This window comes from Caballeronia sp. BCC1704, assembly GCF_902833455.1.
Classification (GTDB): Bacteria; Pseudomonadota; Gammaproteobacteria; order Burkholderiales; family Burkholderiaceae; genus Caballeronia.
In genome coordinates this window covers 788,995-805,506 of the sequence record NZ_CADFFT010000001.1, presented here as the reverse complement: position 1 = coordinate 805,506, position 16,512 = coordinate 788,995, and the positions used below count along the sequence as shown (strand labels likewise).

Below are 16,512 nucleotides of genomic sequence, written 5' to 3'. Positions count from 1 at the left end.
CGATGAGCGGTTTCAGGCCGCCACCGTCACCGGTTGCGTGGCCTGTACAGGCCATCCTTGCAGATGTTGTGCCGCGATCTCGCCTAACGCCTTGATCCACGCCGGCGACGCGTTCAGGCAAGCGATGCGGTGGAATTCCTTGCCGCCCGCCTTCAGGAATTCGTCGCGCACTTCGATGCCGATTTCCTCGATCGTTTCCAGGCAGTCCGCCGTGAAGCCGGGGCAGAACACGTCCACGCGCTTCACGCCGGCCGCGCCCAGTTCCGCGAGGGTCGGCGCGGTGTATGGCTGCAGCCACTCCGCGCGGCCGAAGCGCGACTGGAACGTCACGCGGCATTCCACCGGCGTGAGCCCCAGCGCGGAGGCGAGCAGCGAGCCGGTCAACTGGCATTGGTCATGGTACGGGTCGCCGAGATCCATGGTCCGCTTCGGCACGCCGTGAAAACTCAACACGAGCTTGTCGCCCGAGGCGAAGTCCGGCTGGCCGTGCAGCCGCCAGTAGTCACGCACCTGCTCGGCGAGCGCCGCGATGTACGCGGGATGGTCCGCGTAATGGCGAATGGTGCGGATCTCCGGCTGATTGCGCACGCGCTTGAGCGCAGTGAAGGCGTCGTCGAAAGCCGTGGCCGTGGTCGACGACGAATACTGCGGATACATCGGCACGAGCAGGATGCGATCGGCGCCTTCCAGCTTCAGCTGATTCAGCATGGCGCCGATGCCCGGCGTGCCGTAGCGCATCGCGTAATCGACGATGACGTGATAATCGTTCGCCGCAAAAAGCCGCCGCAAGCCTTCGACCTGCCGCTCCGTATAGACACGCAACGGCGAGCCTTCGGGCATCCACACCTGCGCGTATTTTTTTGCCGATGCCCGCCCGCGAAACGGCAGGATGATGCCGCGCAGAATGATTTGCCAGATAAACGACGGAATTTCGACGACGCGCGGATCGCTCAGAAACTGCGCGAGATATTTGCGCACCGCTCGCGGCGTGGGCGCGTCCGGCGTGCCGAGATTGATCAGCAGCACCGCGACGCGATGCGAGGCGCTGGGCTGCGAGGGCAACTCGAGGTCGAAACGCATAGGGCAAGGCGGCCGAAAGTCATCGAAAGGTGACGGCCATTATAGCGGCGCGTTCCAGCACGCTGCATCGGCCGAACGGCCTAGTGGCGGCGCGTTCGGCGGCGCGGCAAGATGCCCGCAAAGACGCGTTATTGCTGGCTGAGCGACATCGACAGCAGGCGCGCCGTGATATCGACGATGGGAATCACGCGGTTGTAGGCCATGCGCGTCGGGCCGATCACGCCGAGCGTGCCGACGATCTTGCCGTTCACTTCGTACGGCGCGGTCACGACGCTCATCTCCTCGATCGGCACGAGATTCGATTCCCCGCCGATGAAAATCTGCACGCCTTGCGCGTGACTCGATACATCCAGCAATTGCAGGAGGCTCGTCTTTTGGTCGAAGAGGTCGAAGAGTTTGCGCAGCCGCGCCATGTCCGACGAAAGGTCCGCGACTTCGAGCAGGTTGCGCTCGCCGGAAATCAGCACGGTCTCGCCGGGATCGGTTTCGGCCGTGCTCGCGACGACCGCCGCTTGCATCAGCGTGGTCATGTCGCCGCGCAACTGGTCGATTTCCTCGCGCAGCCGGCGGCGCACTTCGTCGAAGGACAGGCCCGCGAAATGCGCGTTGATGTAATTGGAGGCTTCCGTGAGTTGCGAGGGCGAGTAGTCGCGCTGCGTGGCCATCATGCGGTTTTGCACGTCGCCTTCCGGCGTCACGATGATGAGCAGAATGCGCTTGTCCGACAGCCGCATGAACTCGATCTGCTTGAACATGTGGCTGCGCCGCGGCGTGAGGATCACGCCTGCGAACGAGGACAGGCTGGACAGCACGCTCGCCGCCGCAGCGACGATCTTCTGCGGCTCCTCGCCTTGCAGACGCGTCTTGACGGCCGTGGTCATCGCCTCGTCCTGCGGGGCTTCGACCGTGAGCATGGTGTCGACGAACAGGCGATAGCCGCGCGGCGTGGGAATGCGCCCAGCGGACGTGTGCGGACTGGCGACGAGGCCGAGGTCCTCGAGGTCCGACATCACGTTGCGGATGGTGGCGGGACTCAGTTCGAGGCCGGAGTGACGTGATAACGTGCGCGAACCGACCGGCTGACCTTCGGCGATGTAACGCTCGATCAACGTTTTCAGGAGGGTTTGTGCACGTGGGTCTAGCATGGGCAAATTTTAACGCAACGTGTCAAAGCGCGGCGACGGCCGCCGCCGCGGGCTCGCGCCGTTTCGGGCTGCGTCCGGCGGCGCGCCGATCGTTCAATGTCCGCTCCATTCTAGCGACAAACCGGAGCTGCCTGAGACCGCGCGGCCCCGGTTCTTTTCGCCTCCCACCTATGGTGTAATGCCGGCATGGAAATTGGCCAATTCAAGACCGTCGCTCTGGTCGGGCGCACCAACACGCCCGGCATCGAGGCGCCGCTGCGATCGCTCGCGGAGCACATTGCGAACCAGGGCTTCGACGTGGTGTTCGAAGCCGGCACCGCGAAGGATGTCGGCGTGACCGACTATCCCGCGCTGTCCATCGCGGAGATCGGCGCGCGGGCGGATGTCGCTGTCGTTCTCGGCGGCGACGGCACCATGCTCGGCGTGGGCCGTCAGCTCGCGCCGTACAGAACGCCGCTCATCGGCGTGAATCACGGGCGGCTCGGGTTCATCACGGACATTCCGCTCAAGGAAATGCGCGAACGCGTGCCGCAAATGCTCGCGGGACAATTCGAGCGCGAGGAGCGCAGCCTGCTCGAAGCGCGCATCGTGCGCAACGACAAGCCGATCTATCACGCGCTCGCGTTCAACGACGTGGTCGTGAATCGCAGCGGCTTCTCGGGCATGGCGGAGTTGCGCGTCTCGGTGGACGGGCACTTCATGTACAACCAGCGCTCCGACGGGCTGATCGTCGCGACGCCGACGGGCTCCACGGCGTACGCGCTGTCTTCCGCCGGGCCGATCCTGCATCCGCAACTGCAAGGCTTCGTGCTCGTGCCGATCGCCCCGCACTCGCTCTCGAACCGTCCGATCGTGCTGCCCGACGACTCGAAGGTCACCATTCAGATCATCGGCGGGCGCGACGTGAACGTGAACTTCGACATGCAGTCGTTCACCGCGGTCGAACTGAACGACGCCATCGAGGTGCGGCGCTCCCGGCACACCGTGCCGGTGCTGCATCCGGTCGGCTACAGCACGTACGCCACGCTGCGCAAGAAACTGCACTGGAACGAGCATCCCTCGCAGGACTCGTCTGTCTGACCGCACAACTTTGCCGAACCCTTCCCGAAGCGTCCATGCTCCGTCATCTCTCCATTCGAGACTTCGTCATCGTCGCCGCGCTCGACATCGAATTCGATTCGGGCTTCACGGTTTTTTCGGGTGAAACCGGCGCGGGCAAATCGATTCTGATCGACGCCCTCGCCCTCACGCTCGGCGCGCGCGCCGATGCGAGCGTCGTGCGCACCGGCGAGCCGCGCGCGGACATCACCGCCGAGTTCGGCACGCACGCGCAGGTCATTCGCTGGCTCGACGAGCACGCGCTCTCGCAAGACGGCGACACGGTGATGCTGCGCCGCGTGATCGATTCGAGCGGCCGCTCGCGCGCATTCATCAACGGCACGCCGGCGACGCTCACGCAATTGCGCGAAGTGGGCGAGATGCTCGTGGATATCCACGGCCAGCACGCGCATCAGTTATTGATGCGGCCCGACGCGCAGCGCGAATTGTTCGATACGCACGCCGGTCTGGTCGATACGGCCGCCGCCGTGAATCGCGCGTGGCGGGCTTGGCGCGAGGCGCAGCAGGCCGTCGATGCCGCGCAAAGCCGCGACCGCGAACTGCAACTTGAGCGCGAACGCCTTGCCTGGCAACTCAGCGAATTCGACAAGCTCGCGCCGCAGCCGGGCGAATGGGAGGAAGTGAGCGCGGAGCATCATCGGCTGTCGCATTCGGCGAGTCTCATCGACGGCGTGCAGAACGCGCTCGGCGCGCTGTCCGAATCCGATGACGCGATGATTTCCCAGCTCGGCGCCATCATTTCGAAGCTGCGCGCTCTCGCCGATATCGACCCGGCGCTCAACGATGCGCTCGCCTCGCTCGAACCGGCCGAGATCCAGTTGCAGGAGGCGTCATACTCGCTGTCGCACTATGCGCAGCGGCTGGAGCTCGACCCGGACCGGCTCGCGCAAGTCGAAAAGCGCATGGATCAGCTTCATTCGACGGCGCGCAAGTTCCGTCTTCAGCCCGAAGCGCTGCCGGAAGAACACGAAACGCGCCGCCGTCAGCTCGCCGAACTCGACGCCGCCGCCGATCTCGACGCGTTAAACGCCGCCGCCGCGAAAGCGAAAGACGCGTATCTCGCCGAAGCGAACGTGCTCTCGAAGGCGCGCGCGAAGGCCGCTAAGTCGCTCTCGAAAGCGGTCACCGAAGGCATGCAGGAATTGTCGATGGCGGGCGGCAGCTTCGAAGTCGCGCTCGTGCCGCTTGCGGAAGGCGGCGCGAACGGGCTGGAGCAGATCGAGTTTCGCGTTGCCGGTCACGCGGGCGTCGCGCTGCGGCCGCTCGCGAAGGTCGCCTCGGGCGGCGAACTGGCGCGTATCAGCCTCGCGCTCGCGGTCATCGCGAGTACCGCGAGTCCGACGCCCACGCTCATTTTTGACGAAGTGGACACGGGCATCGGCGGCGGCGTCGCGGAAGTCGTCGGGCGGCTCTTGCATCAACTCGGGCGCGACCGTCAGGTGCTGTGCGTCACGCACTTGCCGCAAGTGGCCGCGCGCGGCGATCAGCATTTCCAGGTCGCCAAATCATCCGATGATGCGGGCGGCACCGTCAGCACCGTGACGCCGCTCGACAAGGCGAAGCGCATCGAGGAAGTGGCGCGGATGCTCGGCGGTATCGAAATCACCGCGACGACGCGCAAGCACGCGAAGGAAATGCTGGCGGCGTGAGCGCGGCGGGCGGGGGGCGGGCTTCTGGCCTGCCCCTGACGCGTCGCCCACGCGCGGCGCACACCGCGCCGCTACAGCGCCGTCACCGCTTCACGCAGGATGCGCACGCCAGCCGGGTCGACGCGGGGTTTCTGCATGCGGTAGAGCCTCAGCGTGCTTCTGGACACGCCGGACCCGGCCCGCGCACGCGCCGCTCACATCGCGTCACCTCTCACGCGCCAAGCACCCGCCGCTTCACATCCCATCCCCAAAGACCCGCCGCCAGAGCCCTGTCACCGCTTCGCGCTCCGCGCGCACGACAGCCGGATCGACGCGTGCCTTCTCCATGCCGTCGAGCCGCAGCGTGTGCTGCAGCTTCCGGTAGTACCGGTACGCCGCGCCGATGGTCTCCGCATCGGGTTCCGAGATGAGGCCGCTCCGCGCCGCGATCTTCAGCAGCGTGATGTTCCCCGCGTTGCGCAGAAACTCGCGGTGCGTCCGCGTATGCAGCAACACCCAGTACTGCACGATGAACTCGATATCGACCATGCCGCCGCGATCGTGCTTCAGGTCGAACAGATCGCTGCGATTCGGATGCCCCGCCGCCACGCGCTCCCGCATCGCGACGATTTCGAGCGCGAGCGCCGCCGCATCGCGCTCCATCACGAGCACGTCAGCGCGAATCGCTTCGAATTGCGCGCCGATGTCGGCATCGCCCGCGCTGAACCGCGCCCGCGACAGCGCCTGATGCTCCCAGACCCACGCGGTATTGGCCGCGTCGCCTTCACGTAACTGATAGCGGCGAAACGAATCGAGGCTCGTGACCAACAGGCCAGACTCGCCGTTCGGCCGCAGCCGCAAGTCCACGTCGAACAGCGTGCCCGCGCCCGTCGCCGCCGTGAGCCACGTAATCAAACGGCGCGCGAACATCGCGTAGATGTCGGAGGCGGCGTCGTCCGGATCGTCGTAGAGAAAGATCAGATCGAGATCCGACGCGTAGCCCAGCTCCTTGCCGCCCAGCTTCCCGTACGCGATGACCGAGAACCGCGGCGTCTCGCGATGCCGCTTCGGGAACTGCTTCCAGACGGTTTCGACCGTCACGTCGAGCACCGCGTCCGCCAGTTCGGACAAGCGATCGCTCACGTGCTCGACCGTCAGCCGCCCCGCCAGATCCAGCAGCAGAATGCGGAACACTTCGGCCTGATGCGCGTGGCGCAGCAAGTCCATCTGGTGCTCGGCGTCCTCGGCGGCGGCGAGGCGCGCATTCAGCGCGCGCCGGAATTCGGGCCAGTCGAACGGGCTGGAAATCGCTTCGTCGTCGAGCAATTCGTCGAGCAATTGCGGATGACGGATCAGATAGCCCGCCGCCCAGCGTGACCCGGACAGCACCGAGAGCACGCGGTCGAGCGCCGCCGGATATTCGGTGAGCAACGCGAGGTACGCGCCGCGCTTCGCCGTCGCTTCGAGCAGATCGAAGAGACGCGCGATGGTGTCCACGCGGCGCGCCGCGGCGATGTTCTGCACGGCTTCGAGCGCGCGCTGCGCGACGATGTCGAACCGGCCACGGCTTTGTTCCGGCAGCCCGGCATAGCGCGACGAGTTCCAGACGCCCGTCAGCCGCGCGAGCACCGGCGCCGGGTCCGCGAAGCCCAGTTCCATGAGACGCGCGGTGAGTTCGTCCTGCGCGGATTCGTCGGCGAGCGCGCCGCTCCAGATCCACGACGCCGCCGAATCTTCGGCCACGCCGCAGCCATGCTCGCCGCTCACCTTGTCGGCGAAGATCGCGTCGAACTGCTGCTCGACGAATTCGCGGTGCGCGTCGAGCTTCGCCATCAACGCGGCGTAATCCGCGAAGCCGAGCGACGCCGCCAGCAGCGCGCGCTCATCGTCGGCCACGGGCATGGCGTGCGTCTGCGCGTCGTTGCGATATTGCAGACGATGCTCGACCGTGCGCAGGAAGAGATACGCCTCGGTGAGCGCATCGCGCACATTAGGCGCGATGAGCCCGTTGGCCGCCGCGCGTTCGAGCACGGCGAGCGTTGGCCGGATACGAAAATCCGCTGCCTGTCCGCCGCGGATCAACTGAAACACTTGCGCGCTGAACTCGATTTCGCGGATGCCGCCGCGCCCGAGCTTGATGTCGTCGGCCTTGTCGGGCCGCATGGACGCGCGCCGCCGCGCTTCCTGCCGAATCTGCTGATGCAGCGCGCGGATCGCCGCAATCACGCCGTAATCGAGATAGCGGCGGTAGACGAACGGCGTGGCGATCGCGTCGAGTTGCTTCGCGAGCCGCTGCGCCGACTCGCTTTCGCGCTCGGACACGAGCCGCGCCTTGATCCACGCGTAGCGCTCCCACTCGCGGCCCTGCACGTAGAAGTACTCTTCGAGCATGCCGAGACTGCACACGAGCGGCCCGGAATCGCCGTTCGGACGCAGCCGCATGTCGACGCGAAACACGTAGCCGTCCTGGGTGATTTCCGCGAGCGCGCCGATCAGCCGACGCCCGAGCCGCGTGAAGAATTCCTGCGTCGCGAGCGGCGCGCGCGTGCCGCCAGCGGTTTCGCCGTCGTCTTCGTAGACAAAGATCAGATCGATATCCGACGACGCGTTCAACTCGCGCCCGCCGAGCTTGCCCATGCCGACGACGCCGAGCGTGAGCCGCTCGCCGTTCGGGCCGCGCGGTTCGCCGAACAGCGTTTCGAGGTCCGCCGTCAGCACGGCGAGCGCGCGCTGAATGGTGACTTCGGCGAGATCGGTCATCGCGCCGGTGACTTCAGCGACATCGGCCGCGCCGCGCAGATCGCGCTCCATCACCGTGCAGAACACGTCCACGCGAAGGCGCCGCAGCGCGGTTTTGAGCGCGGCTTCGTCGAGCGCGCCGTTCGACGCAGCGCGCGCGCAGTGCGCGTCGAGACGCGCTTCGATCCACTCGCGCGTGACGGGCGACTGCGCCCACTCCGCCACGTTCGATGCCAGTTCGGCGCGCGCGGCATACGCGCGGGCTGCATAAGTGGAGTAGCCGGAACTGCGCAGAGTCACATCGGTCATGAATGGTTAGGCTCGCAGGTTGCTTTGCGTCGAGTGTTTCGGTGCGCGGGCGGGCGCAGGCGGCGCCGCCGCCCGGAAGGCTTGCGCAGCGGGCCTGTGCGGGCGGTCCGGCGCGCGCACGCTGCAGATATCCGCGCCTTGCCCTGTGTTACATTTCAGCGTCGAACACGCAAAACTACCATATCGCCGAACAGCCGCAGCATGTCCGACAGCAGACGATCCGTCGACCCGACCAAAGTTGGACAAGCCCAGCCCAGCGGCAACGCCGAGCGCGTTCTGTCGCGCGTTCTCAAAGTCGTTCTCGTCATCGCGGCCGTGCTGTATTTCGCGGTCGCCTGCATCTATCTCGGCCTGCGCTATGTCGTGCTGCCGCAGATCGATTCGTTCAGGCCGCGCATCGAAGAAGCCGTCTCCACGCGCATGCACGCGCAGTTGCGCATCGGCCGGCTGTCCGCGCGATGGACGGGCATGCAGCCGACCATCGACATCGACAATCTTCGCATCGACGCCGCCGACGGCTCGCCGGGGCTCGCGGTGCCGCACGCGAGCGCGAGTATCGCGTGGCGCTCGCTCCTGCAGCTGAAGCCGAAACTGGCGGATCTGACCGTCGATGGCCCCGACGTGATCGCCGCGCGCAACGCCCGAGGCGAGGTCACGGTCGCGGGCGTGCCGATTCCGACGCATCGCACGGGCTCTAACGCGTTCACCACATGGCTGCTCGGACAAGAGCACATTCTGCTGCGCGACGGCACGCTGCGTTGGCGCGACGCCCAGCGCGGCGCGCCCGAGATCGCGTTCAAGCGGCTGCGGCTCACCGTGCTGAACGACGGCCTGCGTCATCGCGTGGCGCTTGCCGCGCCGCCCGACGGCGAGGTGCTGCACGGTCCGCTCGACCTGCGCGCGGACTTTCGCCACGAGCCGTTCAGCGCGATGGGCGCGCCCGCGAACTGGACGGGCCGCGTGTACGTGTCGACCGGTCCGCTGGATCTGCCGACACTCGGGCGCTACGTGAAGCTGCCGTTCGCCATCTACGACGGCCGCGTCGAGAACCGCATCTGGGTCAACTTCGCGCGCGGAGAGTTGCAGAGCGCGAACGGCGACCTCGCGGGCGGCAACATCGCGCTGCGCGTGCGGGCGACGCAGCCGCGACTCGATCTTCCGGTGGCGCGCTTCGGCTGGACCGTCGACAAGAAGGACGGCGCGTACACGCTCAATCTCTCCGACCTGCGCGCCGAACTCGGCCAGCCCGCGCTCGACGACGGCACGCCGGTCGCGCGCCTCCTGACCTCGCGGACGCTCAGCGCAACGTATCGCCCGGCGGCGGTCAACGTCGGCCTGCTCTTTCGCGTGACGGGCGATGAAGCCGATCTCGGCATCCTTGCTGAATTCACGCGCGCGCTGCCGGTTCCGGCGCGCGTGCTGAACGAACTCGTGCGCTTCAATCCGCGCGGGCAGATCGCCAATTTCACGATCTACACGGAACGCGTGCCGCCGCGCAGCGAAGAAGAAGTGCAGCGCCAGCGCGAAAAAGGCGACGCGAAGCTGCTGCACTATGCGTTCAAGGGCAAGTTGCAGGGCATCAGCGTGCAGGCGCAGGAGCCGCCGCCGGGACTCACCGCCAACAATCACCCGCGCGCCGGCATTCCGGGCATCGAAAACCTGTGGGGCGCGGTCGACGCGAACGAGTCGCAAGGCACCATCAGCATCGATACGAAGAACGCGGCCGTGACGATTCCCGGCGCGTTCGACGACCCGCGCCTCATCTTCGATTCGCTGCAAGGCCACGCGAGCTGGACCGTCGCGGATGCCATCGCGCCGGGCGAACTGCGCCGCGCGTTCACCATTCATCTGGACACGCTGCGCGTGAAGAACGCCGACGCCGAAGGCGAAGTCACCGCCGCGTACTGGAATCAGGGCCACGGCCGCGGCAATCTGGATCTGAAGGCGAAGGTCGCGCATCTGAACGCGACGCACCTCGTGCGCTATCTGCCGACGAGCCTCAACGAGCGCGTGCGCGTCTACCTCGGCCACGCGTTGCAGGCGGGCGTCGCGCGCAACGCCACGCTGGAAGTGCACGGCGATCTCACGCGCTTTCCGTACGCGAAGTTTCCGGATGCCGGCGTGTTTCGCATCGAAGCGCCGTTCACCGGCGGCAAGTTCGATCCGACGCCGTTCCCGCCGCGCAAGATGGCCAACGGCTTGCCGAATTTCTGGCCGGCGTTCGAAGGCATCGACGGCACCTTCACGCTCGCGCAGAACAAGCTCGGCTTCGACATTCATCGCGGGCATTACAAGGGCGTCGCGGTGTCGCGCGTGATAGGGCGTATCGACGATACGGGCAACCGCGAGACGAAGCTGTGGATCGACGGCCAGGCGCGCGGCCCGCTCGCCGACATGCTGCAATACGTCGATAACAGCTCGCTCGGGCTGATGGCGAAGCACGCGACGCGCAAGCTCGACGCGAAGGGCAACGCGTCGCTCGCGCTCACGCTCGGCATTCCGCGCTTCCGCCCGCCGCCGCCGCTGCCGCCGCTGCGCACGGAGTACAAAGGCTCGCTGACCTTCGCCGACAACGAAGTCGCGTATGCCAGTCTGCCGCCGCTCACGCATTTGCGCGGCCGCGCCGACTTCGCGGCGAAGACCGTCACGCTCGATTCGCTCACGGCGCAACTGCTCGGCGGCGACGTGCGCGCGACAGGCGGCGTGCGGCCCGACGGCAGCTACGCGTTCGATGTGAACGGGCGCATCGGCACCGACGCCGCCGCGCGCTTCAACGGACGCATGACGCCGCAGGTGACGCAGCTTCTGACGCGCATCGACGGCGCCGCGCCGTATGAACTGCACGTGCGCGGCGCGAAGAACGCGTTGCCCGACGTGCAGGCGAAAGCGGATCTCACGGGCGTCGGCATCGACTTGCCCGCGCCGTTCGGCAAGGCGAAGGGCGCGCCGATGCCGTTCGCGTTCAGCTTCGCGCCCGCGCCCGGCGCGGCGTCGGATCTGCACGACGCGCGGCTTACGCTCGGGCCGCTCGCGGCGCATTACCAGTTGCGGCGGATCGGCCGGGCGGAAGTCAAGATCGATCCGGAAAACCCGGCCGCGCCGATGAACATGCGCGCGACCTTGCAAGCCGTGCGCGGCGCGATCGCCGTTAACAAGCCCGCCGACTTGCCGGCAGAAGGCGTGACCGCCGACGTGGACCTGAAGACGCTCGACGCCGATGCGTGGCGCAACGTGTTCGCGGACGCGACGGCGGCACAAACGACGCCTCCCGCGCCGTCCGCGCCGGCAAGCGACACCGCCCGCCAGTTCGTCCCGACGCGCGCCGCGCTGCACATCGGCACGCTGAAGCTCCTCGATCGGCGCTGGGAGAACATCGCCATCGACGCGCGCGAGGAATCGAGCGATCGCAAGTGGCTGGCGAACATCACATCGGATCAGGTGACGGGCAGCGTCGCGTTCACGCCCGGCGCGGTCAAAGGCGGCCCCGGCGCAGTACAGGCGCGGCTCGACAAAGTGTCGATTCCCGAGAAAGCGGACAACGCGCCGGCCGAAAAAGCGATGAGCAAGCCGCCGCGCAACATGCCGTCCATCGATGTGATCGTGAATCAGCTCCTTTTTCGCGGCCGCGATCTAGGCCGGCTCGAAGTGGATGCGCATAACGAAGTCGTCGCCGATGAGCCGATCTGGACGCTCGACAAATTGCAGCTCGCCAATCCGGACGCAACGCTCACCGCGAACGCCATCTGGCGCGCGCTGCCGGGCGCGCAGCCGCCACGGGACGGCGATGCCACGCCCCGCCGCACATCGGTCGATTTCAGGCTGGACGTCAACAACGGCGGGCAGTTTCTGGACCGCTTCGGCGTGCCGCACTCGGTCAACGGCGCGACCGGTTCGGTATCCGGCCACGCGGGCTGGAACGGCGGGCCGACCGCGGTCGATCTGCCCACGCTCGACGGCACGGTGGCGGTCGATCTGCGGCACGGCCAGATTCTGCGCGCGCCGGCCGCCGCGAAGTGGCTCGGCATCCTGAGCCTGCGCAGCCTCGCGAATCTTCTGACGCTGCATTTCGAGGACGTGGTCGGCAAGGGGCTGCCGTTCGAGAAGCTCACGGGCAATGCGCGCATCGCGGACGGCATCGGCCGCACCGACGATCTTTCGATGATCACGCCGCCCGCCCGCGTGCAGGCGCAGGGCTCGGTCGATCTGCCGAAGAAGACGCAGGACCTTCGCGTCAAGGTGATTCCGACCGTCGGCGCGGGCGCGGTGGCGCTCGGCGCGGCAGTCATTAATCCGCTGCTCGGCCTCGGCGCGCTCGCGGCCGACCTGGCGCTGTCGCAGTCGATCAAAAAAGCCTTCGCGGTCGACTATTCGATCACCGGATCGTGGACCAAGCCGGTCGTTCAGCGCCTGCATGGCGATCAGGGTAAGATCGAATCACCCGCTGCCGTCGCGCGTCCGTCAGCCGCTGAATAAAAGCGAGTTTTCGTCGCAAGGCGCGCGGGCGGCGTCCATCTTCGACCAACCCAGCGCCACGAACATGACCGAACAATCGAGCGAAAGCACCGTGCGGCCGTTCCCGGTCGCCGCGCTGCAAATGGTGAGCACGCCGGATCGCGACCGCAATCTGGCCGAGGCCGGGCGGCTCATCGCCGAGGCGGCGCAAAGCGGCGCGCAACTGGTGCTGCTGCCCGAGTACTTCTGCTTCATGGGTTTCAAGGACACGGACAAGCTCGCGATCCGCGAGACGCCCGGCGACGGCCCCATCCAGCAGTTTCTGTCGGGCGCCGCGCGCAAGCATGGCGTGTGGGTCATCGGGGGGACGCTGCCGCTGAAGTCGCCGGAAGCGTCGCGCGTGCTGAACACGTCGCTCGTCTTCGGTCCGGACGGCGAGCAGGTCGCGCGCTACGACAAGATTCATCTGTTCAATTTTGAAAAGGGCGACGAATCGTTCGACGAAGCGCGCAGCATCGTGCCCGGCGCGGACGTGCGGACCTTCGATGCGCCATTCGGGCGCGTGGGCCTCTCCGTCTGCTACGACCTGCGCTTTCCCGAGCTGTACCGGAAGATGGGCGATTGCGCGCTGATCGTCGTGCCTTCCGCCTTCACTTACACCACCGGCCGTGCGCACTGGGAGACGCTGCTCAAGGCGCGGGCGATCGAGAACCAGTGTTACGTGCTCGCCGCCGCGCAAGGCGGCAAGCACGAAAACGGCCGCCGCACATGGGGGCATAGCATGCTGATCGACCCGTGGGGCGAGGTCGTCGCCGTGCGCGAGGAAGGCGCGGGCGTCGTCGCGGGCGTGATCGATCCCGAGCGCATCGCGAGCGTGCGGCAGAGTTTGCCGGCGTACCGGCATCGGGTGATCGCGTAGGCCTTCCTACGCGATGGCCCGACGTCGCGCTGACGCGACGCATCTCGAAAATAGGCTTTTTGACGGCCTTGAACGCGCGGAAGTGGTCCCGCACATGGCCTGAACGACGCGGACAGTAGAATTGTCCGACATTCACCGAACACGCTGCATCAACGCAATAGGCACCGCATGAACATCATCGAACCCGGCATCCGCAACCTGGTCACGGCGAAGGACGTTCTCCTGACGCCGTACGGCCTCGACGAGGGTCTCATCACGCGCACGCTCGCGGAGATTTTCACGCATCGCGTCGATTACGCGGATCTGTACTTCCAGTCCACGCGCAGCGAAGCGTGGAGTCTGGAGGAAGGCATCGTCAAATCGGGCAGCTTCAGCATCGATCAGGGCGTCGGCGTGCGCGCCGTCTCGGGCGAACGCACGGCTTTCGCCTATTCTGACGATCTTTCGCCCGATTCCATCCGCCAGGCCGCGCTCGCCACGCGCGCGATCGCGAAGGCGGGCGGCGGCAAGCACAAGATCAAGCCGGCGAGCACGCTCACGGGCGTCTCCGGCCGCGACCTATACGTGCCCGCCGATCCGCTGCATTCGCTCGATGCCAACGCCAAGGTCAGGCTGCTGGAGCGCGTCGAACAGATGGCGCGCGGCCGCGATCCGCGCATCACGCAGGTGATGGCGGGGCTCGCGGGCGAATACGACGTCGTGCTCGTCGCGCGCAGCGACGGCGCGCTGGCGGCGGACGTGCGGCCGCTCGTGCGCGTCTCGGTGACGGTGATCGCCGAGCAGAACGGCCGGCGCGAGATCGGCACGGGCGGCGGCGGCGGACGCTTCGACTACGGTTACTTCACCGACGATATCCTGTCGAAGTACGTCGATGACGCCGTGCATGCCGCGCTCGTCAATCTGGAAGCGCGCCCTGCCCCGGCCGGCGCGATGACCGTCGTGCTCGGGCCGGGCTGGCCCGGCGTGCTGTTGCACGAAGCCGTCGGACACGGGCTGGAGGGCGATTTCAACCGCAAGGGATCGTCGGCGTTCGCGGGCCGCATCGGCGAGCAGGTCGCGGCGAAGGGCGTGACGGTGGTGGATGACGGCACGCTGCCGAATCGCCGCGGCTCGCTCAACATCGATGACGAAGGCAACCCGACGCAGTGCACGACGCTGATCGAAGACGGCATTCTGAAGGGCTACATTCAGGACTCGCTCAACGCGCGCCTGATGAAGATGCCGGTGACGGGCAACGCGCGCCGCGAGTCGTACGCCGCGCTGCCGATGCCGCGCATGACGAACACGTACATGCTCAACGGCGACAAGGACCCGCAGGAGATTCTCGCGTCGGTGAAAAACGGCCTGTACGCGGTCAATTTCGGCGGCGGTCAGGTGGATATCACCAATGGCAAGTTCGTGTTCTCGGCGTCCGAGGCGTACATGATCGAGGACGGCAAGATCACATACCCGGTGAAGGGCGCGACGCTGATCGGCAGCGGTCCGGAATCGCTCAAGTACGTGACGATGATCGGCAACGACATGTCGCTCGACAGCGGCGTGGGCGTGTGCGGCAAGGAAGGCCAGAGCGTGCCCGTGGGCGTCGGTCAGCCGACGTTGCGCATCGAGAAGATGACGGTAGGCGGCACGATGTGATGCAGTTTTGCCGCATCGGCGGCGGCGCGTTCGGAATCGTTCGCAGCCGCCGATGCGGATTTCCCGCGTTCGACGCGCGGCCGCTTGTCAGCGCCGCCTGTTTGAGGTTATAAAGACGGTCAACCTTTTTGCAATGCGCTCTGTGCTCACCATGTCCGCCAAGTTTTATTTTTATTTCTTTTGGCATCTCAAGCCGCTGGCGGATCGAGAGGGGTGAGTCGTAGGTTGCAGATACGCAAAACCGAATTCCCGAAAAACCGCCAGCGAGTCTGGCGGTTTTTTTTCGCCTTCCATTTTTTGCTCAGAACATTGCCGTTGGAGAATCGCCATGCCCCCGCACAATACCGATGACGTTCGTATCCGCGAGTTGAAGGAGCTCGTCCCGCCCGCGCATTTGATCCGCGAATTTCCGTGCACGGAGCCGGTGTCCGATCTCATCTTCAACGCGCGGCAATCGATGCATCGCATTCTGCATGGCATGGATGACCGATTGATCGTCATCATCGGGCCGTGTTCGATTCACGATCCGAAGGCGGCGCTGGAATATGCGGGGCGCTTGATCGAGCAGCGCAAGCGGTTCGCGGGCGAACTGGAAATCGTGATGCGCGTGTATTTCGAAAAACCGCGCACGACGGTCGGCTGGAAAGGGCTGATCAACGATCCGTATATGGATAACAGCTTTAAGATCAACGACGGATTGCGTGCCGCGCGGGAATTGCTGATGCATATCAACGAGCTCGGGCTGCCGGCGGGGACGGAATATCTCGACATGATCAGCCCGCAGTACATCGCGGATTTGATTTCGTGGGGCGCGATCGGCGCGCGGACGACCGAATCGCAAGTCCACCGGGAACTGGCTTCGGGGATTTCGTGTCCGGTCGGATTCAAGAATGGCACGGACGGCAACGTGAAAATCGCGGTGGATGCGATCAAGGCCGCTTCGCAGCCGCACCATTTTCTTTCTGTGACGAAGGGCGGGCATTCGGCGATCGTTTCGACCGCTGGGAATGAGGACTGCCATATCATTTTGCGCGGCGGTAAAACGCCGAACTTCGATGCGGCTTCGGTCGATGCCGCGTGCAGCGATATCGGCAAGGCGGGATTAGCGGCGCGGTTGATGATCGACGCCAGCCATGCGAATAGCTCGAAGAAGCATGAGAATCAGATTCCGGTTTGCGCGGATATCGGGCGTCAATTGGCGGCTGGCGATGAGCGGATCGTCGGCGTAATGGTGGAATCGCATCTTGTCGCGGGGCGGCAGGATTTGAAGGAAGGGTGTGAGCTTACTTACGGCCAAAGCGTCACCGATGCCTGTATTGGGTGGGACGAAAGCGTCGGTGTGCTCGAAGGATTGGCGGAAGCGGTGAAGCAGCGGCGACTCAAAAGAGTTGGTGAAAATTGATTGCAGCTTAACCAACAGAGTCGACACCGCTTCTCAATCGGTGCCGACTCTGCCGAAGTTTCAAGCCGCCTTTGCTCGTGCGAT

The 16,512-nt window shown here is 65.9% G+C and carries 9 protein-coding genes; 6 read left to right on the top strand and 3 right to left on the bottom strand.

What is annotated here, in order from left to right; all coding sequences use genetic code 11:
- Positions 1-12: 12 nt before the first annotated feature.
- Both hemH and hrcA read right to left on the bottom strand, forming a co-directional pair.
- On the bottom strand, positions 13-1,080 hold the full coding sequence (hemH, locus tag HWX53_RS03780) for a ferrochelatase (protein ID WP_175939499.1): 1,068 nt from the start codon (positions 1,078-1,080) through the stop codon (positions 13-15).
- A gap of 128 nt (positions 1,081-1,208) precedes the next feature.
- Complete coding sequence (gene hrcA / locus HWX53_RS03775) at positions 1,209-2,225, bottom strand: heat-inducible transcriptional repressor HrcA (protein WP_175939498.1); 1,017 nt, start codon at positions 2,223-2,225, stop codon at positions 1,209-1,211.
- Between the two features lie 186 nt (positions 2,226-2,411).
- On the opposite strand from hrcA, the gene HWX53_RS03770 reads away from it, so the two are divergent.
- The gene (locus HWX53_RS03770; protein ID WP_175939497.1) at positions 2,412-3,305 is read left to right on the top strand and encodes an NAD kinase; all 894 of its coding nucleotides are present in this window, start codon (positions 2,412-2,414) and stop codon (positions 3,303-3,305) included.
- A gap of 35 nt (positions 3,306-3,340) precedes the next feature.
- The gene (gene recN / locus HWX53_RS03765; RefSeq protein ID WP_175939496.1) at positions 3,341-4,993 is read left to right on the top strand and encodes a DNA repair protein RecN; all 1,653 of its coding nucleotides are present in this window, start codon (positions 3,341-3,343) and stop codon (positions 4,991-4,993) included.
- 234 nt (positions 4,994-5,227) lie between these two features.
- Here the strand turns inward: recN and glnE are convergent, their stop codons facing one another.
- Positions 5,228-8,020 (bottom strand): bifunctional [glutamate--ammonia ligase]-adenylyl-L-tyrosine phosphorylase/[glutamate--ammonia-ligase] adenylyltransferase, encoded by a 2,793-nt coding sequence (glnE, locus tag HWX53_RS03760; protein WP_175939495.1) that lies wholly within the window; start codon positions 8,018-8,020, stop codon positions 5,228-5,230.
- A 201-nt stretch (positions 8,021-8,221) separates the two neighbouring features.
- On the opposite strand from glnE, the gene HWX53_RS03755 reads away from it, so the two are divergent.
- The 4 genes from HWX53_RS03755 (at position 8,222) to aroG (ending at position 16,428) form a co-directional block, all read left to right on the top strand.
- A complete protein-coding gene (locus tag HWX53_RS03755) occupies positions 8,222-12,493 on the top strand; it encodes an AsmA-like C-terminal region-containing protein (protein ID WP_175939494.1) in 4,272 nt (1,423 codons plus the stop codon).
- 64 nt (positions 12,494-12,557) lie between these two features.
- The gene (locus HWX53_RS03750) at positions 12,558-13,391 is read left to right on the top strand and encodes a carbon-nitrogen hydrolase family protein (protein ID WP_175939493.1); all 834 of its coding nucleotides are present in this window, start codon (positions 12,558-12,560) and stop codon (positions 13,389-13,391) included.
- Positions 13,392-13,559: 168 nt separating this feature from the next.
- The gene (gene tldD, locus HWX53_RS03745; protein ID WP_175939492.1) at positions 13,560-15,026 is read left to right on the top strand and encodes a metalloprotease TldD; all 1,467 of its coding nucleotides are present in this window, start codon (positions 13,560-13,562) and stop codon (positions 15,024-15,026) included.
- A 328-nt stretch (positions 15,027-15,354) separates the two neighbouring features.
- Positions 15,355-16,428 (top strand): 3-deoxy-7-phosphoheptulonate synthase AroG, encoded by a 1,074-nt coding sequence (aroG, locus tag HWX53_RS03740; protein WP_175939491.1) that lies wholly within the window; start codon positions 15,355-15,357, stop codon positions 16,426-16,428.
- The last annotated feature ends 84 nt before the right edge of the window (positions 16,429-16,512 follow it).